The organism is Micromonospora jinlongensis, assembly GCF_013410645.1.
Taxonomy (GTDB): Bacteria; Actinomycetota; Actinomycetes; order Mycobacteriales; family Micromonosporaceae; genus Micromonospora; species Micromonospora zamorensis.
On record NZ_JACCHK010000001.1, the window covers coordinates 1711286 to 1734372 of the forward strand.

The window sequence follows — 23087 nt, forward strand, 5'->3', positions numbered from 1 at the left end:
GGTCGACTTCCCGGTTGCGTACCGGCAGGCATGGGCCCCGGCGGGACGGCACGCGCCTCGTCGGCGCTCAACCCAGGACGGGCTGCTCCTCGATCTGCTCGGTGCTCCCGCGCCCCTGCGGCGGCACGGGGCCGGGCATGCGCCAGGACCGCCACAGCTGGCTGTAGCCACCCCCGGCCGCCAGAAGCTCGGCGTGCGTGCCGTGCTCGGCGACCCGCCCATGCTCCATCACGATGACGCGGTCGGCGGTGGCCGCCTGGCTCAGTCGGTGGGCGACGACCAGGGTGGTACGTCCCTCGGTGGCCGCCACGGCGGCGCGGTCGAGGTCACGCGCACCGGCGCTGCCCGCCTCCGCGGTGGCCTCGTCGAGGACCGCGACGGCGGGATCGGCGAGGACGAGGCGGGCCAGCGCGAGCTGCTGGGCCTGGGCCGCGGTGAGGTGCCGTCCACCCTCCCCCACCTCGGTGGCGAGGCCGTCCGGCAGGGTACGGAACCAGTGGGTGGCACCCACGAGGTCGAGGGCGGCGGTCAGCTCGTCGTCGGTGGCGTCCGGATCGGCCAGCCGCAGGTCGTCGGCGAGCGGCCCGGCGAAGACGTGCACCTCCTGGCTGATGAGGGCGATCTCGCGGCGGAGGCGGTGCTCGCCGAGCTCGACCAGCGGCACGCCGCGCAGGGTCACCGACCCGTGCGTGGGCGCGATGATGCCGGCGATGATCCCGGCGAGCGTGCTCTTGCCCGCGCCGCTGGCACCCACGAGGGCGACGCGCTCCCCCGGTGCGAGTCGGAGGTCGACGTCACGCAACACGACCGGCCCGTCGTCGTAGCGGTGCTGCGCGACGGTCACCTCCAGTGCCGCTGGTTCGGGCCGCGCCTGCCGGGCGGGCTCCGGGCCGGCCGGGGTCGCGGTGTCCGGCAGCGCGGTGACCCCGACGAGCCGGGCGAGGCTGGCACCGGCCTGCAGCACGGAGTCCGACTCGAACAGCAGCAGGCCGATGGGGTTGAAGAGGCGGTGGAAGTAGAGCGCGGCGGTGGTGGCCGCTCCCACAGTGACCAGGTCGTCGCGCACCAGCAGGAAGCCGGCGAGCAGCACGGCGGCCAGCCCCACGAACTCCGACCGGTTGATGCGCAGCCCGAAGCGCGTGAACAGCCCGAAGATCTCCAGCGACAGGTCGCGGGCGACGCCGGAGCGCGCCGCGATCCGGGCGACGTGGGCGTCCTCCATCCGGTAGGCGCGCACTGTCGCCGAGCCGCGGAGCGCCTCGGCCGTCGCCTGCGCGCGTTCACCCGTGGCCACCCGCTCACGGGCGTAGTACGGAATCGACCGTTTGAGGTACCAGCGCAGCGCCAGCGCGTACGCCGGTGCGGCGACCAGGCCGGCGATGCCGAGCCTCCAGTCGAGGGCGAAGAGCCCCGCCGCGGTCAACACGACGGACAGCAACGCGCCGAGGAAGGCCGGGCCGCTGGTGGCGATCACGTTCGTCACCACTGCCACGTCGTCGCCGGCACGGGCCACCAGATCCCCGGTGCCGGCTCGCTCCAGGGTGGCCGACGGCAGGTGCAGGGCACGGTCGAGGACCCGCTCCCGGAGCCGGGCCAGCACCGTCTCGCCGAGGCGTGCGGCGACCGCGGCGCCGACCGCGGTGAGGAGGCCGGCGAGCACCGCGGCACCCGCGATCGCGCCCGCCCAGGTCACGATCTGCGACGTGTCGGAGCCGGCGATGACGTCGTCCACGAGGCGACCCAGCACCCAGGGGGCGACGAGCCCGGTCGCGGACGCGGCGACCAGCAACGTGCCGGCGACGGCGCTGAGCCCCGGCAGGCGGGCCAGCTCGGTACGGAGGGTGGCCCAGGTCTGTCCGGCGGTGGCCGTCGGCAGCAGTTGCCGGGGCTCGGCCCCGGTCGTGGTCGGCTCGGTCATCGCAGGATCTCCTCCCGGTAGCGGGCGTCGCTGGCGAGCAACTGCTCGTGCGGCCCCTCGGCGATGACCCGGCCCCGGTCGAGCACGACGACCCGGTGTGTGACCCGCAGCAACGCCGGGCTGGTGGTGATCAGCACCGTGCCGTGGGTGTCCGCTCCGCGAGCCGAGGCCAGCCCTTCGGCGAGCAGGCCCTCGGTCACCGCGTCGACCGCCGTGGTGGGGTTGTGCAGCACCAGCACCGGGGGGTCGGCGACGAGCGCCCGGGCCAGCCCGATCCGCTGCCGCTGCCCGCCGGACAGGTTCGCCCCCCGCTCGGTGAGCTGGCGGTCGAAGCCGTGCGGGTGCGCGGCGAGCACGTCCTCGGCCGCCGCAGCCCGCACCGCGGCACGCAGGACCGTGTCGTCGACCTGGGCGCCGGCGCTGAGGTTGGCGCGCAGGGTGCCCTCGAACAGTGCCACGTCATGCTGCTCCACCAGGACCACAGCGCGCAGGGCGTCGATGTGCAGCTCTTCGGCGGGCACGCCGTCGACGTACAACGTTCCCCGGCGGTCGGGTTGCGGCACCCGGCCGGCCAGCACCGCGACCAGCGCCTCGGCGTCGCTCGGGTCGTAGGCGAGCACGCCCAGGATCTCGCCGGCGCGGACGTGCAGGCTGACATTCTCGAGGCCCGCGTGACCGACCCCGTCGAGGGTCAGCCGGGACGGGGTCGGTGCGGGCGGCCCGGCGTCGCCCGGCGCCAGGACCGGCGCCGCGCCGAGGACCCGGGCGACCCGCCCCGCGGAGGCCCGGGCCATGGCGAACAGCTGTACGCAGTACCCGAGCGTCTGCACCGGCTCGGCGATGAACTGGGCCAGCCCGACGACGGCGACGAGTTCGCCGATGGTGAGCCGGCCCTGGAGCGCGAGCCAGCCCGCCACGCCGGCGACCGTCGCGAGGAACAGACCGTTGACCATGGTGGTGAGCCCGAGGTGCAGGCCCTTGGTCGTGGCGGCACGCAGGGTGACGTCGAGCGCGTGGCGGCTGGCGCCCGCGTACCGGCGCGCGGCGTGGTCCTGCGCGCCGATGCCGCGCAGCACGCGCAGGCCGGTGACGAGGTCCACGGCGAGCGCGGTCGTGGCCGCGAGGGCCTCCTGCTGCGACGTGCTGCGCCGGGTGAGCAGCGGCGCCATCCGTTGCAGGGCGACGACCAGCAGGGGTACGCCGAGGAGCACTCCGAGCCCGAGCGGGACGTCGACGACGAGCAGCGCGACGGCCGCGACCACGATGGCGGTGAACGCCGCGGCGGTGAGCCCGGCGACCCGCACGACCAGCGCGGACAGCTCGGCGTCGGAGGCCGTGACGGACAGCAGTTCTCCGTCGCGCATGCCGGAACTGTGTCCACGCGGGTCGAGGGCGCTCCGGGCGATCTCGACCCGCGTCGCGTGTGCCTCGTGCTCCACCGCGGCGTACGCCATCCGGGCGCCGGTCCGGTAGGCGAAGGCGAGGACGGTGAACAGGGCGGCCAGCCCGGCGAGTGAGAGCAGCAGGGCGCGGACGTCACCGGTGGCGACCGCCCGGTCGATGACCACCCCGATGGCGACGGGGACGAGGGCTTCGGTGGCCTGGTGTGTGCACAGCAGCGCGATGCCGAGCAGCACCCGGCCACGCTGTCGGCGCAGCGCGCGACGAAGCACCACGCCACCGCTGGTCTCGGCGACTGACATGCGAGGCGGACTCCGATATCGATTAGGGCAGGCTAACCTAACATGCTCCGCTGCGAGTCTGGACGGCGGTAGGGTGCAGGCCGAGGCCGTCCACTGCCGCCGCGACCAGAGCCTCCGGGGTGAGCGCGACGTCGAGCACGAGCACCGACTCGTCCGGCTCCGCCGGCTCCAGCGTGGCGAGCTGCGATTCGAGCAGGCTCGCCGGCATGTAGTGCCCCTCGCGCCGGGCCATCCTGGCCCGGATGACCTCCGCCGGCCCGGCGAGATGCACGAAATCCAAACGGAGCGTGCCCTGGCGCAGCACGTCCCGGTACGAGCGCTTGAGCGCCGAGCAGGCCAGCACCGTCGATCGGCCCTCCGCGCCGCGATCGGCAATCCACGCGGCGATGTCGGACAGCCAGGGCCAGCGGGTGGTGTCGTCCAGCGGTACGCCGGAGCGCATGCGTGCCACGTTCGCCGGGGAGTGGAACTCGTCCGCCTCGGCGAACGCCAGCCCGGTGGCCGCGCTGATCCCCCGCGCGACAGTGGTCTTGCCGGCACCGGAGACGCCCATCACCACGACGTGCCGGGTGGGCTGGGCGTCGCCCCGCCCCTCACCAGTCATGGATCGTGCCGTCCTTGAGCCGGTTGAACGGCAGGTAGGCCGGCTCGTACGGGAAGCGGGCCGCCACCTCCTCGTCGAGCTCCACCCCGAGACCCGGCTGGTCGCCCGGGTGCAGGTAGCCGTCGGTGAAGGTGAACGACTGCCGGAACACCTCGTTGGCCAGCGGGGTGTGCTTCATGTACTCCTGGATGCCGAAGTTGTGGATGGCCAGGTCCAGGTGCAGCGCCGCGGCCATGCCCACCGGGGAGATGTCGGTGGGGCCGTGGATGCCGGACTTGATCTGGTACTGGGCGGCGAAGTCGAGCAGCTTGCGCATGGCGGTGATGCCACCGGTGTGGGTGACCGCGGACCGGACGTAGTCGATCAACTGCTCGCGGATCAGGGTCTGGTAGTCCCAGACCGTGTTGAAGACCTCGCCGATGGCCAGCGGGGTGGTGGTGTGCTGGCGGACCAGCCGCAGGGCCTCCTGGTTCTCCGCCGGGGTGCAGTCCTCCAGCCAGAACAGGTCGTACGGTTCGAGGGCCTTGCCGAGCTTGGCGGCTTGGATCGGGGTCATCCGGTGGTGACCGTCGTGCAGCAGCGGCAACTCCGGGCCGAACTCGACGCGGACCGCCTCGAACACGGTGGGCAGGTGGCGCAGGTACGCGCGGGTGTCCCAGTCCTCCTCGGCAGGCAGCGGGGTGCGCTGCGCGGGTTCGTAGTCGTACCGCTGGCCGGTGGCGCTGGGCTGGGCGGCCACGCCGTACACCGCGTTGATCCCCGGCACCGAGGTCTGCACCCGGATCGACCGGAAGCCCTCGTCCAGGTGGCGGCGGATCGAGTCGAACAGCTCGGGAAGGTCCCGTCCCGACGCGTGCCCGTACGCCATGATGCCGGTGCGGGACGCGCCGCCCAGCAGCTGGTACAGCGGCATGCCCGCGGCCTTGGCTTTGATGTCCCACAGCGCGACGTCGACCGCCGCGATGGCCGCCATCGTGACCGGTCCACGACGCCAGTACGCCGAGCGGTACAGGAACTGCCAGGTGTCCTCGATCCGGTGCGGGTCCCGCCCCATCAGCAACGGGGCAACGTGGTCGCGCAGGTACGAGGCGACGGACAGCTCACGGCCGTTGAGCGTGGCGTCGCCCAGACCGGTGATGCCCTCGTCGGTGGTGATCTTCAGGGTGACGAAGTTCCGGTCGGGGCTGGACACGATGATGTCTGCTGCGACGATCTTCACGGGGTGCCTTTCGTTCCTTCAGAACCGGGGTGGTCTCACCATTCGGCGAACGAGCCGTCGGGGTGCCGCCAGGTCGGGCTGCGCCAGGCGTGGCCCCGCTTGTCCGCCGTCCGCACCGCGTGCTCGTCGATCTCGATGCCGAGGCCGGGTGCGGTCAGCCGCTGCACGCACCCGTCGACGAAGGTCAGCGGGGTCTTGTCGAGGCAGTAGTCGAGCACCTCGGCGCCCTGGTTGTAGTGGATGCCGACGCTCTGCTCCTGGATCAGGAAGTTGGGCGTCGCGAAGCCGACCTGGAGGCAGGCGGCGAGGGCGATCGGCCCGAGCGGGCAGTGCGGGGCGAGCTGCACGTCGTACACCTCGGCCAACGTGGCGATCTTGCGAACTTCGGTGATGCCGCCGGCGTGCGCGAGGTCCGGCTGGGCCACGGCGATGCCGGCCTGCAGCACGGGGAGGAACTCCTGCCGGCTGTAGAGCCGCTCCCCGGTCGAGACCGGGGTGGTGGTGCAGCGGACGACCTCGCCGATCAGGTGCGAGTTCTCCGGCACCACCGGTTCTTCGAGGAAGAACGGCCGGTACGGCTCCAGGAGTGGGGCCACCCGCCGGACGTTGGCGAGGGTGAATCGCCCGTGGAAGTCGACGGCGACGTCGCGGTCGTCGCCGAGGACCTCGCGGGCGACGGCCACCCGCTGCACGACCGCGTCGAGTTCGGCAACCGAGGCGAGCGCGCCCATCCGTCCCGACGCGTTCATCTTCACCGCGGTCAGGCCCGCCTCGACCTGGGCGCTGATCTGGTCGCGGATCTCGGCGGGCTCGTCGCCACCGACCCAGCCGTAGACCCGGATCTTGTCCCGGACCGGCCCGCCGAGCAGTTGGTGCACCGGGGCGCCGTAGTGCTTCCCGGCGATGTCCCAGAGCGCCTGGTCCAGGCCGGACACCGCGCTGGCCAGGATCGGGCCGCCCCGATAGAAGGAGCCCTTGGTCATCACCTGCCAGTGGTCCTCGATGCGCAGCGCGTCCCGACCGATGAGCAGCTCGCTGAGCTGGTGGACGGCCGTGCGTACGGTCTCGGACCGGCCCTCGCAGGTCGCCTCGCCCCAGCCGACGATGCCGGACTCCGTCTCGACCCGGACGAACAGCCAGCGCGGCGCGACCAGGAAGGTCTCCACCTTTGCGATCTTCGTCATCGAGCTGTCAGCCCTTCGTGGCACCGGCGGTGAGGCCGGAGACGACGTACTTCTGCACGAACAGGGCGATCAGCATGATCGGCAGGGTGACCACTGTCGCGGCTGCCATCAGGCCGCCCCAGTCGATGCTGGCGTACCCGACGAAGTCGAAGATCGCCACGGGCAGCGTCTTCGTGTCGGAGCCGGAGAGCACCAGGGCGAACATGAAGTTGTTCCAGGAGAAGATGAACGAGAGGATGCCGGCCGTCGCGACGCCGGGCACCGACAGCGGCAGGGTGATCCGCCGGAACGCGCCGATGTGGGTCAGACCGTCGACCAACGCCGCCTCTTCCAACTCGGTCGGCAGGCCGTCGAAGTAGCCCATCATGATGTAGACGATCAGCGGCAGCGACACGAACATGTGGCTCAGGATCAGCACGCTGAACCCGCCGACCAGCTTCAGGTTCGAGAAGACGTAATACCAGGGCACCAGGAGCGAGACGCCCGGGATGACCCGGGCCATGAGCACGACGAGCGCCGACTTCTTCATGTTGAAGCGGCTCATCGAGTAGGCGGCGGGCACCCCCAGCAGGAGCGAGAGCGTGGTGGCCGCGAACGCCACCCAGAGGCTGTTGCCGATGAACTCGAGATAGTTGGCCTGCTGGAGGACGGTCTCGTAGTTCTTCAGACTGGGTGAGAAGACGAACGCCTTGGCGGTGTCGTAGATGTCCACGTTGGTCTTGAAGGACGCCGCGATCATCCAGAGCAGCGGCGCCATCAGCCCGAACACCACGACGACGAGGGCTGACGTGCGGAAGACGCGGTACGGCTTGCTCGGCTTCATCGGCCCAGCCCCTTCTTGCGATAGGTGAGGGCCCACATCACCCCGATGATGATCAGGAAGAAGATGATGAGAACGGTCGACGAGACGCCGTAGTCGTTGTAGTCGAAGCTCAGGCCGTAGGCGTACACGTTGAGGGTCTCGACCTCGTGGAACGACCCGCCGCCGCGCCCCTTGGTCGCATAGAGGATGTCGAACGTCTTGAGCGCGTCGATGCCGCGCAGCAGGATGGCGACGATCACCGTGGGCATCAACAGCGGAAGGGTGACGTGCCGGAACCGCTGCCAGCTGCTGGCGCCGTCGATCCGGGCCGCCTCCTGGGGCTCGTCGGAGAGTGAGGTGAGCCCGGCGAGCAGGATCAGCACGACCATCGGGGTCCACTGCCAGATGTCGATGAACATCGTCGTCGGCAGGGCTGAGTGCTGCCCGGCCAGCCAGGGTTGGGGGCCGATGCCGATCCAGCCGAGCAGCTGGTTGGCCATCCCGATGTTGGGGTCGAAGATGAGGCGCCACATCATGCCGACCGCGACCGGAGTGGCCACCAGCGGCAGGAGGATCGCGACGCGGACCCACTTCTCGCCGCGGAAGGGCCGCCACAGCAGCAGGGCGATCGCCATGCCGAGAACGACCTCGAAGAACAGCACGACGCCGGTGAACAGGACCGTACGCCAGACCGCCGGCCAGAACCGGTCGGTGTCGGTGAGCACGTCGAGGTAGTTCTGGAACCCGATGAACTCGGACTCGGCACGCACCGAACCCTCGGCGTCGGTCAGGCTCAGATAGCCCGTCCACGCCACCGGAAAGATGATCAGCACGGCGACGAACGCCATGGCGGGTGCCGCGAAGAGCCATTTGCGATGTTTGTTGGCCCACTGCGACCAGGCCGACGACTCCGGGGACGCCATGGGGGCCTTGGGCGAATCGGTGCGGGGTGCGGTGACGGCTGACATTCAGATCTCCGGGTTCGGGGGCCAGGTCCCGGCGGGGCGGCGGAGCACGTCGGCTCCGCCGCCCGGCGCGTGGGTTACTTCGCCTCGTCGTCGAGGAACTTCTGGAACGCCGCGTTCGCCGCGTCCGCCGAGCTGGCGGCGTCCTTGCCGGTGATCGCGTCGACGATCGGCTGGCCGACGATCTCCCGCGCCTCAGCCACCTTGACCACCAGCGGACGGTCGTGCCCGACGCCGTTCGCGGTGCTGACCGTGTTGGCCTCGGCCAGGTCCTTCGGCAGGGTCGCGGTGCTCGCCGGGTTCGCCCAGACGGAGGTACGGGCACCGGGTACGCCGGCCGTCTGCTGCGCCAGCGCCTGCTCCTTGCCGGCCGCCCACTGGATGAACTTCCAGGCGTTGTCCTTGTTCTCCGAGCTGTCGTTCATGCCGAGCGCCCAGGAGGGGATGTTGTACGGCTTCGACCCGGCCGGGCCGGCCGGGAACGCGGCGAAGCCGACGGAGTCGACGACCTTGGACTTGGTCGGGTCGGTGGCGTTCTTGTAGAGCGAGTTGGCCTCGGTGTAGAAGGCGGCCTTGCCCTGCGTGAAGATCGCCATCGCCTCCGACCAGCTCATGTCGGTGCTGATGTTCTCCGGGCCGTGGTCCCGGAGCAGACCGCCGTAGAAGGCGTACGCCTGCTTGGCCTGCTCGGTGTTGACAGTGGCCTTTCCGCTGCTGTCCACGAAGTCGCCGCCGAAGCTGAAGAGGAAGCTGGAGAACTGGGTGACGGCGGCGGCCTTGCCGGTACGAGCGACGAAACCGGCGACGCCGGGGTTGTCGGCCTCCACCTTCGCCGCCTGCGTCTTGAGTTCGTCGAGCGTCTTGGGCGGTGCGGTGAAGCCGGACTTGGTCAGCAGATCCTTGCGGTAGTAGAGGACCTCCTGCTCGGTGATGATCGGCAGGCCGACCACCTTGTCCTCATAGGTCGTCGCCTGCACCGGCCCGGCCTGGAAGTCGCCGAACTCGAAGGCGCTGTCCGACTTGACCTTCTCGCTCAGGTCGGCGAGGTACTTGTTCTTGCCGAACTGCCTCCCCTCCTGTAGGGGCCGGTACATCATCACGTCGAGGTCGGTGGACCCGGCGTTCAGCTTGACGTTGTACTGGTCGGACAGTTGGTCCTCACCGAGCTGGGTGACTTCGACCTTCAGGCCGGTCTGCTTCTCGAACTCCGGCAGGGCCTTCTTGATGTTCTCCGTCCAGACGTGGTTCACCAGCGTCACGCGGATGGTCTTGGAACCTTCGCCGCCATCGCCGCCACCGCAGGCGGTGAGGCTCATGGCGGTGACCACGGCCAGAGAAGTGCCGATTATCGATCGACGTCGCACGCTTGTCTCTCCTTCTGTCGTGGCCGCCGCCCCTCGGAAGAGCCGCTACCTCGGTGTTACATCCGCTTAACATCGGGATGCTAGGCCGAATAGACGGATTACTTCAAGAGGTTGATGTAAATGATATGATCTTTGAGTGGAACCGTCCTCATCAGAGGTTGCAGCCGCTCAGACCGCCCCTGCCGAGGCTGGGCTGCACGCCCGTGTCCTCGACCACCTGGGCACCGCCATCTGCGGCGGCGAGCTGGCACCTGGCGCGATCCTCAACATCGACGAACTGGTCGACCGGTACGCCGTCTCCCGCTCGGTCGTCCGCGAGGTGCTGCGCGTCCTGGCATCGATCGGGTTCATCGAGGCACGCCGCCGGGTGGGGGTGATGATCCTGCCGGCCAGCGCGTGGAACGTCTTCGACCCGCAGGTGATCCGCTGGCGACTCGCCTCGGCTGGCCGGATGGCCCAGCTCCGGTCGATCACCGAGCTACGCACCGCCGTCGAGCCGCACGCGGCCTACCTGGCGGCCAACCGGATCGGTCACGACGAAGCGAGTGACCTGGTCGGGCTGGCGGCGAAGATGTGGGCGGCCGGCGAGGCCGGTGACGAGGAACGTTTCCTGCACCTCGACATCGAGTTCCACCGGCGCGTCCTGCTCGCCTCCGGCAACGAGATGTTCGTCCGGCTTCAGGATCTGGTCGCCGAGGTGCTCACCGGCCGGCACAAACACCACCTCATGCCACACCACCCGCACGAGCAGGCTCTCCAGATGCACGCGGACGTCGCCCAGGCGATCCAACGACGCGACGGCGCACGCGCCCGGCAGGCGATGGTGCAGCTGATGGAGCAGGCGTTCGGCGAGATGAAGTCACTGTGGGAGCAGACCGGCATGCCCGACCGGGAGGCGCCTCCCGGCTCGACCAGCCGCTGATCCGGCCGATGATCGACTCGGTTTTCGTGAAGTCGCGGTATCGGGCCACCCCGGACACCCCGACTTCCTGAAAACCGAGTCGATCATCGGGCGGGTGGCCGGGTGGCCGGGTGGCACCGACGGATTGATCTCAGCGTGTGGTGCCGCGACCCGATCGACCCGCACCGGCGGAGGGTCGGTGCGCGATGCGGGGAGCCCGCACGGCGGAGGCGTTGCCGGTGCCGGGGCGGAAGTCCCGTGCCGCGCTGGCCACCATCTCGTCGGGGTCGCGGGTGAGCTGCTGCCGGATGTGCGGCGGCACGACCTCGGATGTCGCCATCGCCAGGCGGACCTGCACCGACCGGTCGTCGACCAGGCGCGCCAGATCGGCCTCGTCCAACTCCAACGAGCGGACCAGCGCGGCACGCACGTCGACCACCGGGTCCGCCGCGAGCGCGCTGCGCTGCGCGGCGGTGGTCCGCGGATTGCGGGCAACCCCCTTGCGTACGCGGGCGGTGCGATCGGCCAGCAGGGTGTTGATCACGTCGAGGTCGTGGGTGTGGGTGGCGAGTCGTTCCCGTACCTCGGGTGAGACGTCGTCGGTCAGCTTGGCGGCCAGCTCGGGCTCCAGCTCCCGGCTCTCCGCGAGGAGGCCGCGAAGCTCCTTGTCCGATGCCTGCGCCATGGCCCGGCGGACCGACTCGTCGCAGGCCGGGTTGCTGGCGACCGCCCAGCGGATCCACCGGTCGTCGTCCTTGACCAGACGCAGGAGGTTGGCGATCGAGGTGGAAGGGTTCCTCGCCACGGCCTCCCGGACCTGACGATCCTGGTCCCTGGTGAGCGGTCGCAGGGCCTGCGCGGGTGCGTCGGCCCGAGCGGCGACCGCCTTGCGGACCACCGCCGACGGGTCGGACGCCAGGTCGATAAGGGTCATTTGTGGCGTTGTGGGGTCCTGTGCGAGGGCGAGCCGCGCGTCAGCATCGCCACCGATCGGACGGTGGGCGGTGGCGTCGGACCCGCTGTGACGGTCGGGCTCGCCGACGTCCTGCTGTTTCCCCATGACGCAATCATGTCACGCGCCCGATCCGGCACTGCGGGCCTGACCAGCGGCAGGTGGCACCTGGGCGGGTAGTCGCAGGCCGGACATGCCACCATCCACCGCCAGCGACGCCCCGGTCACCGACCCGGTGCTGGGCGACGCGAGGTAGACGACGGCGGCGGCCACCTCGTCGGCGGTCACCAGACGGCCGGTCGGCTGGCGGGACGCGAGCTGCCGCTTCTCCGCGGTCGGGTCGGCCGCGCCGGCGAGCAGGCGGGCCACCCAGGGCGTGTCGACGGTGCCGGGGGCGACGCAGTTGACCCGGACCCCCTCGGTCACCAGGTCGGCGGCCATGGCGAGGGTGAGGGCGTGCACGGCACCCTTCGACGCCGAGTACAGGGCGCGTCGGGGCAGGCCGACGGTCGCCGCGATCGACGAGATGTTGACGATCGCCGCCGACGACGACCGACGCAGGTACGGCAGGGCGACAGCGCTGGTGCGGGCCACGCCGGTGACGTTGACGTCGAGCACCCTGCTCCACTGCTCGTCGTCGTTTTCCTCCACCGTGCCGACGGCGGAGATGCCGGCGTTGTTCACCAGGATGTCGATGCCCCCGAAGGCCTCGGCGACCGAGGCGACGGCCCTGCTGAGCGAGGACCGGTCGGCGACGTCGGCCCGGACGCCATGGACGTACGGATCGTCGGGCAGGCCCGACAGGTCCAGGTCCAGGACGCCGACCCGGGCACCGGCGGCCACGAACGCCCGTACGCAGGCCTGGCCGATCCCCGAGCCACCGCCGGTCACCACCGCCACGAGGCCGTCACACCGCATGTTTCTCTCCCATTGCGAGTAGGTGCCGCACCGCCATCAGGAAGGCCGTGCGGTCGAGCAGGTCGAGGCTCGTCAGACCCATGCCGGCCCGTCGGGGTACGCGTACCTGGCGAGGCTCTCCAGGCGCATCGCGGCGGAGAACCCAGGGACGGTCGGCACCACGTAGTGCCCGTCCCGGATCACCACCGGGTCGACGAAGTGCTCGTGCAGGTGGTCGACGTACTCGACGACCCGGTCACGGGTGGAGCCGGACACGGCCACGAAGTCGAACATGGACAGGTGCTGGACCAGCTCGCAGAGGCCGACTCCCCCGGCGTGTGGGCACACCGGCACCCCGTACTTCGCGGCCAGCAGCAGGATGGCGACGTTCTCGTTGACGCCACCCACCCGGCACGCGTCGATCTGCACGACGTCGACGGCGCCGGCCTGCAACAGCTGCTTGAACACCACCCGGTTCGCCACGTGCTCGCCGGTCGCGACCCGGATCGGCCCGCCACCGGGTGCGCTGGTCGACAGGGCCGACCGGATCGCCGCGTGGGCGAGCACGTCGTCAGGGCTGGTCGGCTCCTCGATCCACCACGGGTCGTACGGCGCCAGCTCCCGCATCCGGGCGACCGCCTCGGCGACGTCCCAGCGTTGGTTGGCGTCGACGGCGATCCGGATGTCCGGGCCGACCGTTTCGCGGGCGATCCGGAGGCGGCGCACGTCGTCGGCGGCGTCCACGCCCACCTTCAGCTTGATCTGGGTGAACCCGTCGGCCACCGCCTGCTTGGCCAGCCGGATCACCTTCTCGTCGGGGTAGCCGAGCCAGCCGGGCGAGGTGGTGTACGCGGGATATCCCCGCTCGGTGAGCCGGACGATCCGCTCGGCGCGACCCGGCTGTGCCGCCCGCAGGATCTCCAGCGCCTCGTCGGGGGTCAGCGCGTCGCTGAGGTACCGCCAGTCGACCAGGTCGACGATCTGCTCGGGGCTGAGGTCGGCCAGGTATCGCCAGACCGGTTTGCCCGCCCTCTTGGCGACCAGGTCCCACATCGCGTTGATCACCGCCGCCGTCGCCAGGTGCATCACCCCCTTCTCCGGGCCGAGCCAGCGCAACTGCGAGTCCTGGGTGAGCGAGCGGGCGAACGCGCCGAGGTCGACGGTGTCCGGGTCGATCCCGACCACGTACGGCGCCAGCGCCTCGATCGCCGCCCGGCAGACCTCGTTGCCCCTCCCGATGGTGAAGGTGAACCCGTGCCCGTCCGGCCCGTCGTCGGTGCTCAGCACCAGGTACGCGGCCGAGTAGTCGGGGTCCGGATTCATCGCGTCGGAACCGTCCAGGTCACGCGAGGTCGGGAACCGCACGTCGTACGTGTTCACGGAGGTGATCGCCGCCATCAGGCGCTCCCGAGCGTGTTGCGCTGCCGGCCGAGACCGTCGATCTCGACCTCCATCACGTCGCCCGCGGCCAGGTACGGGAACCGGCCGGAGAGCGCCACCCCCTGCGGAGTGCCGGTGTTGATGACGTCGCCCGGGTCCAGGACGGTGTACTGCGACAGGTGCCAGACCAGGTACGCCACGTCGAAGATCATGTCCTTCGTGCTGGAGTCCTGTCGGGGCTCGCCGTTGACCCAGGAACGCAGCCGCAGCGCCTGCGGGTCCGCGATCTCGTCGGCGGTGACCAGCCACGGGCCGAGCGGCTGGAACGTCTCACAGGACTTGCCCTTCGACCACTGGCCACCGGAGACGGCGAGCTGGAAGTCACGCTCGGAGACGTCGTTGGACAGCGCGTACCCGGCGATGTGCCCGAGGGCGTCGGCCGGCGAGGCGAGGTAGCGGGCCCGATGGCCGATCACGACCGCCAGTTCCACCTCCCAGTCGGTCTTCGTCGAGCCCCGCGGGATCAGGACGTCGTCGTGGGGGCCGACGACGGTGTTGGGCGCCTTGTAGAAGATGATCGGGGCGGTCGGGGGCTCGGCGCCCGACTCGGCGGCGTGCGCGGCGTAGTTCTGCCCCACGCAGAGGACCACCCCGGGGCGGGCGACCGGAGCGCCGACCCGCTGACCGGTGATGTCGACCTCGGGGAGGTCGGTGGCCTCGCGTGCCCGCTGGACGCCGTCGCCGGCGAGGAACTCCCCGTCGATGTCGGCGGTGAGCGACGAGAGGTCGAAGTGCCGCCCGTCGACGTACAGCACGGGGCGCTCCCGCCCCACGGGCCCGACGCGCATGAATTTCACGAACCAACCTCCAGTGCATAGGTACGAGTCGCGGTGCCCGCCAGCACGGCGGTCCGCTCGTCGGGCGACAGCTCAGCCAGGCAGGCGTCGAGCGCCGTCCACGCCTCGGCGTACGAGGCGACGAGGTCGCAGACGGGCCAGTCGGAGCCGGCCATCAGCCGCTGCGGGCCGAACAGCTCCAGCGCGGTGTCGACGTACGGCCGGATGTCGGCCACCCGCCACCCGGGGCCGGCCTCGGTGAGCAGTCCGGAGAGCTTCGCGACGACGTTGTCGCAGGCGGCCAGGTCGCGCACCGCGGCGCGCCACCCGGCGAGACCATCCGCGTCGATCCGCGGTTTGCCCAGATGGTCGAGGACGAAGGTGACACCGGGAGTGGCCCGGGCCGCCTCGGCGCAGGCGGGCAACTGCCCGAGGTGCACGACCAGGTCGAAGGTCAGCCCAGCGGCCCCGATCGTCGCGAGGGCAGCGCGCACGTCGGGACGGGCGAGGTGCCCGGGGTCGGCGACCGCCTGCACCTGGTCGCGGATGCCGACGAGCTTCGTCGCGCCGGGCAGGCCCTGGTAGCCGGCGAGGGTGGCGGGCAGGGCCGGGTCGGTGAGCGACGCCCAGCCGACCACGCCGGCGATCCGGGGGGTGGCGGCGGCGAGGGCGAGGAACTCGGCGGTCTCGGCGGCGTCGCAGCGGCCGGCCTCGACCAGCACCGTCGCCGTCACACCGGCCGCGTCGAGCCGGGGTACGAGGTCGGCGATGGTGTAGTCACGCCGGATCGACTCCAGGCCCGGCGCGGCGAGCCAGGGACAGTCGGCGGTCCACAGGTGATGGTGAGCGTCGATGATCATGGCGTGGGCACCTCCCCCGGCAGCAGACCCTCGGCCTTCAGGTCCGCCCACAGCGCGTCCGGAACGTCCCACTCGAACATCGCCACGTTGTCGGCGATCTGCTCCGGGTCCTGGGCGCCGATCACCACGCTCGCGACGGCCGGATGGCCGAGCGGGAACTGGATCGCCGCGGCACGCAGTGGCACGCCGTGCCGCTCGCACACCGACCGGATCGCCGTGGCTCGGCGCAGCAGCCCCGCGTCGGCCGGCCGGTAGTCGTAGTGGGCACCCGGCCTCGGGTCGGCCAGCAGGCCCGAGTTGTAGACCCCGGCGGCGAGGACCGAGATCCCCTTCTGCTGGCACAGCGGCAGCAGCTCGTCGAGGCCGGACTGGTCGAGCAGGGTGTACCGGCCGGCGAGCATGAAGCAGTCGAAGTCGCCGGCATGGGCCAGCTCGACCAGCGCCGGGGCCTGGTTCATCCCGGCGCCGACCGCGCCGATCTCACCGGCGTCGCGCAGCCGCGCCAGCTCCGGGTACGCCTCCTCCGCAGCCTCGGCGAGGTGGTCGTCCGGGTCGTGGATGTGCGCGATGTCGATTCGGTCCAGCCCCAACCGGGCCAGGCTCTCCTCGTGCGAGCGGCGCACCCCGGCGGCGGAGAAGTCGAACCTCGGCGCCAGGTCGGTCGACTCGGCCCAGAACCCCTGCCCGTCGCCGCCGCCGGGGACGAGCAGCCGACCCACCTTGGTGGAGAGGGTGAACTCGCCGCGCGGCTTGCCGGCGAGGACCGCCCCGGCCCGCCGTTCGGAAAGACCGCAGCCGTAGAGCGGGGCGGTGTCGAAGTAGCGCAGCCCGAGGTCCCAGGCCGCCTCGACGGTGGCGTGGGCGACCTCGTCGCCGACGGCGGTGAAGAGGCCGCCGATCGGGGCGAGCCCGAGACCGAGGCGGGTCACCGCCAGGTCCGTACGCCCCAGGGTCACCTGGTCCGTGGCCTTCACGCCACCACCCCCTGCCCGTCGTGGATGAAGCGGATCACCGACTGGCTCATCCGGTCATAGTCGTGGTCGTTGTCCAGCTCCCCGACGATGGCGAACTCCCGCATCACCGCGATCCGGTCGGCGAGGGTCACCATCTCCGGCAGGTCCGACGAGATCAGCAGGATCGCCATCCCCCGCGCGGCGAGACCGGCGATCAACTCGTGGAAGGCCGCCTTGGTGCGGACGTCGATGCCGACTGTGGGTTCGTCGATGATGAGCACGTCGCAGTCGGCGGCCAACCACTTGGCGAGGCTGACCTTCTGCTGGTTGCCGCCGGAGAGCTGACCGGCGTGCTGGTCGGGCGAGGCGAGGCGGATGCCCAGCCGGTCGGCGTACTCGTCGACCAGGGACCGTTCCGCCCGGTCCCGGACCAGGCCGAGCCGGGCCAGCTTGCGCCACACCGTCACCGCCGTGTTGCGGGCGACGGTCTGGTCGAGGAAGAGGCCCTCCTCCTTGCGGTTCTCGGTGACGTATCCGATCCGGTGCCGGTGCAGGGCGTCGCCCACGTCCCGGATCCGGGCCGGGCGTCCGTGCACCCGCACCTCACCGGCGGTGATCCGGTCGAGGCCGAGGAGCGCCTTGGCCAGCTCGCTGCGGCCGGCACCGACCAGCCCGTACAGGCCGACGATCTCGCCGGGGCGTACGACGAGACTGACGTCGTGGTGGCCGGCGGTGGTCGCGACGTGATCCAGCGCCAGGGCCGGTTCGGTGTCCGCGTCGACGGTGCGCTCGGCGAGGTGCACCTGCTGGTACGCCCGGCCGACCATCAGGTCGACGATCTGCTCGCGGGTGTGGTCGGCGAGGGGCTCGGCCTCGGCGACGCTGCGCCCGTCGCGCAGCACGGTCACCGTGTCGGCGACCGCGAAGACCTCCTCCAGCTTGTGGCTGACCAGCACTGTGGCGTGGCCCCGCTCGGACAGTCGACGCACGATGCCGTAGAGCCGGTCGGCCTCGTCGTTGGTCAGCGAGGCGGTCGGTTCGTCGAGCAGCAGCACTGTCGAGTCGGCCGACAACGCCTTGGCGATCTCCACCAACTGCATCTGGGCCACCGAGAGCCGCGACACCGGCAGGTCGGGGTCCAGGTCGAGGTCGAGCAGGTCGAGGCACCGCCGTGCCTCGACGCGCAGCGCCGACCGGTCGAGCAGGCCGGCGCGCCGGGGCAGGTGTTGCAGGCAGATGTTCTCCGCGACGGTGAACGCCGGGATGAGGTTCCGTTCCTGGTGCACCACACCGATTCCGGCCCGTTGGGCGTCCTGCGGGTTGCCGAGCTGCACCGTACGCAGCTCGCCGTCCGGCCCGGGCAGCCGCAGGAGGCCACCGTCCGGCCGGTACACCCCGGTGAGGATCTTGATCAGGGTGCTCTTGCCGGCGCCGTTCTCGCCGAGCAACGCGTGCACGCTGCCGGCGGTCAGCGTCAGCGTCGCCTCGTCCAGGGCACGCACCCCGGGGAACGTCTTGACCAGGTTCTCCGCGGACAGCACGACGCTCATCGCGGACCTCCGGAGAGCTTGTCGCGGAACTGACCGAGCAGCACCGCGCCGAGGACGACCGCGCCGATGATGAGGTCCACCCACCGCCGGTTGATGTCGAACTGCGACTGGCTCACGTCGACCAGCCTTACCAGGAAGGCCGCGAGCACCGTGCCGGTCACGCTGATCATGCCGCCGGCCAGGGCCACCCCGCCGATGATCGGCGCGGCGAAGCTGGGCAGCAGCAGGTCGTCGCCGATCGAGGCGTTCACCGAGCCGAAGGCGGCCACCACGATCACGGCGGCGAACCCGGCCAGAAGCCCGGACAGCGTGTGGGCCAGCACCAGCGCCCGGTCGTTGGAGATGCCCGACAACCGGGCCGCGAACGGGTTGCCGCCGGAGGCGAGCAGGTGCCGCCCCGGCACGGTACGACGGAAGAAGAGCGCGACCGCGACCGCGATGGCGACCGCCAGCAGGAACACCACGGGCACGCCCGCCAGGGACGCCTGCCCGAACTCCCGCAGCCCAGGTGAGTAGCCCTGGTAGGTGCCGGTGCCGTTCACCCCGTACCGCAGCCCTTCGAGGATCGTCATGGTGGCGAGGGTGACGATGAACCCGTTGATCCGGGTGAAGATCACCAACAGGCCGTTGACCAGGCCGACGGTGGCGCCGAGGGCCAGCGCGGCGAGCACCGCGACCGGGGCCGGCAGACCAGCGTCGATCATCAGCCAGCCCGAGGCCACCGCGCAGAACCCGGTGAGCACGCCCACCGAGAGGTTCATCTGACCGACGGCGAGCACCACCATCTGGGCCAGGCCGATGACGATCGGCAGGGCGAGGAAGCGCAGGAACGCGTCCAGCGTGCCGGCGGTGAGCAGGTTGAAGTCGGTGGCGACCGCGAGCGCGGCGAACCCGAGGGCGGCGATCACCGCGAGGGTGAACTCGTTGGTCCGGACCAGGCTCCTCATGATGTCGACACCGCCCTTCGCTCGGCGATCACGGCTCGCAGCCGGTCCAGCGACAGCGCCGCGAGCAGGACCAGTCCGATGTAGAGCTTCAGCTCCTCCAGGGAGAACTGGAGCAGGTTGAGGCCCTTGTAGATGACCTGGGTGAGGGTGGCGCCGAGTGCGGTGCCGAGGACGCTGACCGCGCCTCCGGCGAGCAGTGTGCCGCCGAGCACCGGGGCCAGGAACGACGGCAGCAGGAACGACTCCCCGATGTTGGCGGAGAAGGCCCCGTTGTTGGCGGCCAGCAGGAACCCGGCCAGTGCGGCGAGCAGCCCGCTCACCGCGTGCGCGGCGACGATCCGACGGTGTGTGGGGATGCCGGACAGCTCGGCGGCGACCGTGTTGGAGCCCGTCATCAGGATCTCCCGGCCCAGCCGGGCGTGCCGGAACAGCAGCCCGACGCCGAGCGCCGCCGCAACCGCGATCGGCACGACCAGCGGGATCCGGGGTCCGCAGACGTCACCCATGCAGTAGTCGGCGAAGGTGTCGAAGCGCAGGGCGGACAGCCCGCTGGGTTGCACCGCGAACGACACCCCGCCGGTGGCCCACGTGTAGAGGATGGTGACCAGGCCCAGCAGCCCGAAGTCGAGCGCGAGGGTCACCACGAAGGAGTTGACGCCGGTCTTGGCGATGAGCAGGCCGGCGAGCGCGCCGATGCCCGCGCCGACGGCGAGACCCACCAGCAGCCCGACCAGCAGGGGTACGCCGAGCCGGTCGTAGACCAGGCCCATCGCGAAGGTGGACAGCGCGGCCATCCGGCCGACCGCCATGTTCATGTGCCCGAGCGAGAGCACGGCGAGCTGGGCGAGACCGACCACCACGTACACGCTGATGTCGGCCTGTAGCGGCGCGAGGGTGAGCCGGGGGTCGAGGAACGCGGGGGTCAGCGACGAGAAGAGCACGACCAGCGCGGCGATGACGATGAGCAGGCCGAGTCGGGGGTTCGCCCAGACCGGCAGGACCCGGGTGGGAGGCCGGGCCTCGGCGGCCGGAGGCGCCGCCGGCGCCTCCGGCGCGGTTTCGGTCTTCACGCCACCCTCCTGTCCTCGATCGCGTCGCGGTCCCAGTCGATGCCGAGGCCGGCCTCGCTCGGGGCGAGCGCGTGGCCGTCGACGATCGCGACCTCGGCCCGGGTGATCGCGCGCAGTTGCGGGATGTGCTCGACGTAGCGGCTGTTGGGCACGGCCGCGCAGAGGCTCACGTGCAGCTCCATGAGGAAGTGCGGGCAGACCACCACGTTGCACGCCTCGGCCAGGTGCGCGACCTTCAGCCACGGGGTGATGCCACCGATCCGCGCGACGTCGACCTGGACGATGCCGGCGGCCTGGCGGCGCAGATACTCGGCGAACTGGCCGATGGAATACAGCGACTCCCCCACCGCGACGGGGATGCTGGTCGCGCGGGCGAGCAGCTCGTGCCCGGCGACGTCGTCGGCCGGCAGCGGCTCCTCGAACCAGGCGACCTGGTGCGGTTCGAGCAGCCGGGCCCGGCGGATCGCCTCCGCTGCGGTCAGGGACTGGTTGGCGTCGACCATCACGTCGAAGTGGTCGCCGAGGGCCGCCCGGACCGCGCCGATCCGCGCCGCGTCCTCGGCCGGGTTCGGCTTGCCCACCTTGAGCTTGACGCCGGGCCAGCCGGCCGCCTGGGAAACCTTCGCGCCGGCGACCAGCTCGTCCTCGGTGAGGTGCAGCCAGCCGCCCTCCGTGTCGTACAACGGGATCCGGTCCTTGGCGCCGCCGGCGAGCACCCACAGGGGCAGGCCGGCGGCCCGGGCGCGCAGATCCCACAGTGCGGTGTCGACCGCGGCGAGCGCCAGCGAGGTGACGGCGCCGACGGCGGTGGCGCGGGTGGCGGCGTGCAGGTCACGCCAGATCGCCTCCACCCGCGCGGCGTCGCGGCCGACCAGGTGTGGCAGCAGGTAGTCGCGCAGCAGCGCGAGCACCGCGGTGCCGCCGGTCCCGATCGTGTACGAGTAGCCCGTGCCGTGCCCGCCGTCGGCCGTGCGTACCTCGACGAAGACCGTCTCCTGCTTGAGGAACGCCTGCACCGCGTCGGTGCGGACGGTCTCGACGGGGATGTCGACGAGGTACGCCTCGGCCTTCGTGATCTTCGACATCAGTTGCACTTGAGCAGGTCGCCGTCGAACTTCTTCCGCAGTGCCTCGGTGGTCGCGGTGCGGTCTGCCTCGTAGCCGTCCAGGTTGTCCTTGGTCACCACGAACGAACCGGAGTCGATCGTCACGCCGGGCTCCGAGATCGTGCAGCCGCCGCTGAGCTTCATCAGCGCGTACGAGCCGACCCGGGCCTGGCCGACCGGGTTCTGCAGGACGGTGGCGGCCACCGATCCGCCCCGCAGTCCGTCGAGGACCGTCGGGTCGTCGTCGATGGCGATCACCTTGATGGGGAGCTTCGACTGGCGTACGCCCTCGGCGGAGGCGACCGCAGGGTTGTAGGCGGTGTTGACGATCGCCTGGATCTGGCGGCCCTTGGCGGCGAGAAGGTCGGCCACCGCCTTCTGGGCGCTCTGGAGGTCCTTGTCGATGTCGGTGACGCTCTGGACGAGCACCACCTTGCCGCCGGTCTCGGCGACCGCCTTCTCCACGCCCTTGATCCGGCGCTGGGTGTTGGAGTCGACCTTGTTGCCGGTCAGGTGCACCAGGTTGCCCTGGCCACCCATGGCGTCGATGGCTGCCTTGGCGCCCTTGTACGCGGCGACCTCCACGTCGGTGGAGAGACAGAAGTCGGCCTTGTTGGCCCCGGCGGGGCACGACGCCAGGGAGCCGACGGCGAAGCCCTGCCGCTTGAGGTCCTCGAAGGTGGAGTTGATGTTGTCCGGCGAGACGCCGAAGACGCCGAAGGCGTTGTAGCCCTGCGCGGCCAGGGACTTGAGCACGTCGTTCTGCTTGGTCTGGTCCCAGCCGGCCGTCTCGTTGAAGGTGACGTCGCCGAGCGAGAGTTCCGACTTCGCGGCGGCTCCGGCGTCCTTCCAGGGCTGGAAGTACGGGTGCGAACCGCCGGGCACCAGCGCGACCTTGACCTGGGCTGGTTCCCGGCCGCCGGCTTCGGTGTCGGTGGTGTCGCTCTTCTTGGTGCAGGCCACTGTGGTCGTGGCGAGGGCCAGGACGGTGAGGCCCGAGCCGATCCGGGACAGCATTCTGCGCGACATGTTCGTCTCCTCGGGGGCGGTGGTGGTGAGACGGCGGCGGAGGAACCTATTTCCTATAGGATGTTGCTTTGCTAGTGTGTACTCGCTCACACCAGCACAGTCAAGGGGTTGCTTAGGAGACGAGATGGCCCAGCAGGAAGCACGCGAGGGTCGACTCCGTCCCGCCCGTCGACTCACCCTCAGCGAGGACGTCTACGAGTCGATAAAGACCCTGGTCATGGACCACATCCTTCCCCCTGGGGAGCGGGTCAACATAGACGCTCTCGCCCGCGAGCTGGACGTCTCCCCCACACCGGTCCGCGAGGCCCTCGCCCGGCTGGAAGCCGACGGACTGGTCCGCAAGCGCCCCCTGTCCGGCTACTCCACCACGCCCCTGCTGAGCCGCGCCGAGTTCGACGACCTGTTCGACGTCCGCCTGCTGCTGGAAGGCGCCACCGCCGGCCGGGCCGCCACACACGCCTCCACCGAGGAACGACAGCGGATCACCGCCGAGGCCGCGGCGAGCATCGACGTGGAGGCCGGCGACGGTTACCGTCGACACGCCGCCTTCACCGCGCTGGACGCGAGATTCCACGACCTGATCGCCGAGGTCGCCGGCAGCCCACTGCTGCGCGACAGCGTCACCCGGCTGCACTCGCACCTGCACCTGCACCGGCTGTACTTTCCGGTCACCGGCGCCCCGGACACCAACACCGAGCACCAACGCATCGCCGCCGCCATCGCCGACGGTGACTCCGAGGCGGCCGCCGAGGCGATGCGGGCCCACCTGACCGCCGCCCGGGAGCGCCACCTGCCCGCCTTCGACCAGCTTCCCGACCCCGGAACACCGCGCGACCCGGTGTGACCCC

General features: G+C 71.0%; 21 protein-coding genes. 2 read left to right on the plus strand and 19 right to left on the minus strand.

All coding sequences use genetic code 11. The features are described 5' to 3' along the window. Positions 1 to 67: 67 nt before the first annotated feature. The 8 genes from HNR22_RS07265 to HNR22_RS07300 all read right to left on the minus strand — a co-directional run bounded on the left by HNR22_RS07265 (position 68) and on the right by HNR22_RS07300 (position 9759). Positions 68 to 1918, minus strand: coding sequence for an ABC transporter ATP-binding protein (locus tag HNR22_RS07265; RefSeq protein ID WP_179779680.1), 1851 nt, complete (start codon positions 1916 to 1918; stop codon positions 68 to 70). Next, positions 1915 to 3621 carry an ABC transporter transmembrane domain-containing protein gene (locus HNR22_RS07270; RefSeq protein ID WP_179779681.1) on the minus strand — a complete coding sequence of 569 codons (1707 nt, stop codon included), beginning with the start codon at positions 3619 to 3621 and terminating at the stop codon, positions 1915 to 1917. Before HNR22_RS07270 ends, HNR22_RS07265 begins: the two co-directional genes overlap by 4 nt. A gap of 37 nt (positions 3622 to 3658) precedes the next feature. Then, entirely contained in the window at positions 3659 to 4225 is a 567-nt protein-coding gene (locus tag HNR22_RS07275) for a gluconokinase (protein WP_179779682.1), read from the minus strand. Continuing rightward, on the minus strand, positions 4215 to 5444 hold the full coding sequence (gene manD / locus HNR22_RS07280; RefSeq protein ID WP_179779683.1) for a D-mannonate dehydratase ManD: 1230 nt from the start codon (positions 5442 to 5444) through the stop codon (positions 4215 to 4217). Before manD ends, HNR22_RS07275 begins: the two co-directional genes overlap by 11 nt. Before the next feature lie 35 nt (positions 5445 to 5479). Continuing rightward, positions 5480 to 6628 (minus strand): galactonate dehydratase, encoded by a 1149-nt coding sequence (dgoD, locus tag HNR22_RS07285; protein WP_179779684.1) that lies wholly within the window; start codon positions 6626 to 6628, stop codon positions 5480 to 5482. Between the two features lie 7 nt (positions 6629 to 6635). Next, entirely contained in the window at positions 6636 to 7451 is an 816-nt protein-coding gene (locus HNR22_RS07290; protein WP_088948826.1) for a carbohydrate ABC transporter permease, read from the minus strand. Further along, positions 7448 to 8398, minus strand: coding sequence for a carbohydrate ABC transporter permease (locus tag HNR22_RS07295; RefSeq protein WP_179779685.1), 951 nt, complete (start codon positions 8396 to 8398; stop codon positions 7448 to 7450). The genes HNR22_RS07290 and HNR22_RS07295 overlap by 4 nt, the downstream gene beginning before the upstream one ends. A 74-nt stretch (positions 8399 to 8472) precedes the next feature. Continuing rightward, complete coding sequence (locus HNR22_RS07300; RefSeq protein ID WP_343059718.1) at positions 8473 to 9759, minus strand: ABC transporter substrate-binding protein; 1287 nt, start codon at positions 9757 to 9759, stop codon at positions 8473 to 8475. A 136-nt stretch (positions 9760 to 9895) separates the two neighbouring features. Between HNR22_RS07300 and HNR22_RS07305 the strand changes: the two genes are divergently transcribed. Beyond that, positions 9896 to 10681, plus strand: coding sequence for an FCD domain-containing protein (locus HNR22_RS07305; protein WP_179779686.1), 786 nt, complete (start codon positions 9896 to 9898; stop codon positions 10679 to 10681). A 130-nt stretch (positions 10682 to 10811) separates the two neighbouring features. Here the strand turns inward: HNR22_RS07305 and HNR22_RS07310 are convergent, their stop codons facing one another. The 11 genes from HNR22_RS07310 to HNR22_RS07360 all read right to left on the minus strand — a co-directional run bounded on the left by HNR22_RS07310 (position 10812) and on the right by HNR22_RS07360 (position 22239). Further along, complete coding sequence (locus HNR22_RS07310) at positions 10812 to 11594, minus strand: hypothetical protein (protein WP_179779687.1); 783 nt, start codon at positions 11592 to 11594, stop codon at positions 10812 to 10814. A 138-nt stretch (positions 11595 to 11732) separates the two neighbouring features. After that, on the minus strand, positions 11733 to 12530 hold the full coding sequence (locus HNR22_RS07315) for an SDR family NAD(P)-dependent oxidoreductase (RefSeq protein ID WP_179779688.1): 798 nt from the start codon (positions 12528 to 12530) through the stop codon (positions 11733 to 11735). Between the two features lie 72 nt (positions 12531 to 12602). Further along, a complete protein-coding gene (locus HNR22_RS07320) occupies positions 12603 to 13907 on the minus strand; it encodes an L-fuconate dehydratase (RefSeq protein WP_179779689.1) in 1305 nt (434 codons plus the stop codon). Further along, the gene (locus HNR22_RS07325; RefSeq protein ID WP_179779690.1) at positions 13907 to 14746 is read right to left on the minus strand and encodes a fumarylacetoacetate hydrolase family protein; all 840 of its coding nucleotides are present in this window, start codon (positions 14744 to 14746) and stop codon (positions 13907 to 13909) included. Before HNR22_RS07325 ends, HNR22_RS07320 begins: the two co-directional genes overlap by 1 nt. Next, positions 14743 to 15585 carry an amidohydrolase family protein gene (locus tag HNR22_RS07330; RefSeq protein ID WP_179779691.1) on the minus strand — a complete coding sequence of 281 codons (843 nt, stop codon included), beginning with the start codon at positions 15583 to 15585 and terminating at the stop codon, positions 14743 to 14745. The genes HNR22_RS07325 and HNR22_RS07330 overlap by 4 nt, the downstream gene beginning before the upstream one ends. Next, positions 15582 to 16559 (minus strand): aldo/keto reductase, encoded by a 978-nt coding sequence (locus HNR22_RS07335; protein WP_179779692.1) that lies wholly within the window; start codon positions 16557 to 16559, stop codon positions 15582 to 15584. The genes HNR22_RS07330 and HNR22_RS07335 overlap by 4 nt, the downstream gene beginning before the upstream one ends. Continuing rightward, positions 16556 to 18088, minus strand: coding sequence for a sugar ABC transporter ATP-binding protein (locus HNR22_RS07340; RefSeq protein WP_179779693.1), 1533 nt, complete (start codon positions 18086 to 18088; stop codon positions 16556 to 16558). Before HNR22_RS07340 ends, HNR22_RS07335 begins: the two co-directional genes overlap by 4 nt. Next, the gene (locus tag HNR22_RS07345) at positions 18085 to 19035 is read right to left on the minus strand and encodes an ABC transporter permease (protein ID WP_179779694.1); all 951 of its coding nucleotides are present in this window, start codon (positions 19033 to 19035) and stop codon (positions 18085 to 18087) included. Before HNR22_RS07345 ends, HNR22_RS07340 begins: the two co-directional genes overlap by 4 nt. Continuing rightward, on the minus strand, positions 19032 to 20105 hold the full coding sequence (locus HNR22_RS07350; protein WP_088948838.1) for an ABC transporter permease: 1074 nt from the start codon (positions 20103 to 20105) through the stop codon (positions 19032 to 19034). The genes HNR22_RS07345 and HNR22_RS07350 overlap by 4 nt, the downstream gene beginning before the upstream one ends. Continuing rightward, complete coding sequence (locus HNR22_RS07355; protein ID WP_179779695.1) at positions 20102 to 21190, minus strand: mandelate racemase/muconate lactonizing enzyme family protein; 1089 nt, start codon at positions 21188 to 21190, stop codon at positions 20102 to 20104. Before HNR22_RS07355 ends, HNR22_RS07350 begins: the two co-directional genes overlap by 4 nt. Then, positions 21190 to 22239, minus strand: coding sequence for a sugar ABC transporter substrate-binding protein (locus tag HNR22_RS07360; RefSeq protein ID WP_218906225.1), 1050 nt, complete (start codon positions 22237 to 22239; stop codon positions 21190 to 21192). The genes HNR22_RS07355 and HNR22_RS07360 overlap by 1 nt, the downstream gene beginning before the upstream one ends. A 124-nt stretch (positions 22240 to 22363) precedes the next feature. Here HNR22_RS07360 and HNR22_RS07365 point away from each other — a divergent pair, with 124 nt between their 5' ends. Next, entirely contained in the window at positions 22364 to 23083 is a 720-nt protein-coding gene (locus HNR22_RS07365; RefSeq protein ID WP_179779696.1) for a GntR family transcriptional regulator, read from the plus strand. Positions 23084 to 23087 lie beyond the last annotated feature (4 nt).